Consider the following 266-nt stretch of genomic DNA (forward strand, 5'->3'; position numbering starts at 1 on the left):
GCATCGTGGCCTTCGGCTCCTCCTCGACCGAGGGCTCCGGCGCCTCCTCGCCGTCCACGACCTACCCGGCCCAGCTCCAGCGCGACCTCGCAGCGCGGCTCGGCGCGATGGGCTCGGTGCATTCCAGCGTCACGGTGCTCAACCGGGGCAAGGGCGGCGACGATTCCGAGGCCATGGCCCGGCGGCTGGAGCGCGACGTGCTCGCCGACAAGCCGGACCTCGTGATCTGGCAGACCGGCAGCAACGACCCGATGAGCGGCGTCAGC

1 protein-coding gene is annotated in these 266 nt (G+C 72.6%); it reads left to right on the forward strand.

Going from position 1 to position 266, the window contains the following annotated elements:
• On the forward strand, positions 1–266 hold a 266-nt coding region (locus tag CVH10_RS21210), incomplete at both ends, for an SGNH/GDSL hydrolase family protein (protein WP_146143227.1).

The sequence above is a fragment of the Halomonas sp. ND22Bw genome (assembly GCF_003011945.1).
GTDB classification, from domain to species: Bacteria; Pseudomonadota; Gammaproteobacteria; order Pseudomonadales; family Halomonadaceae; genus Halomonas; species Halomonas halophila.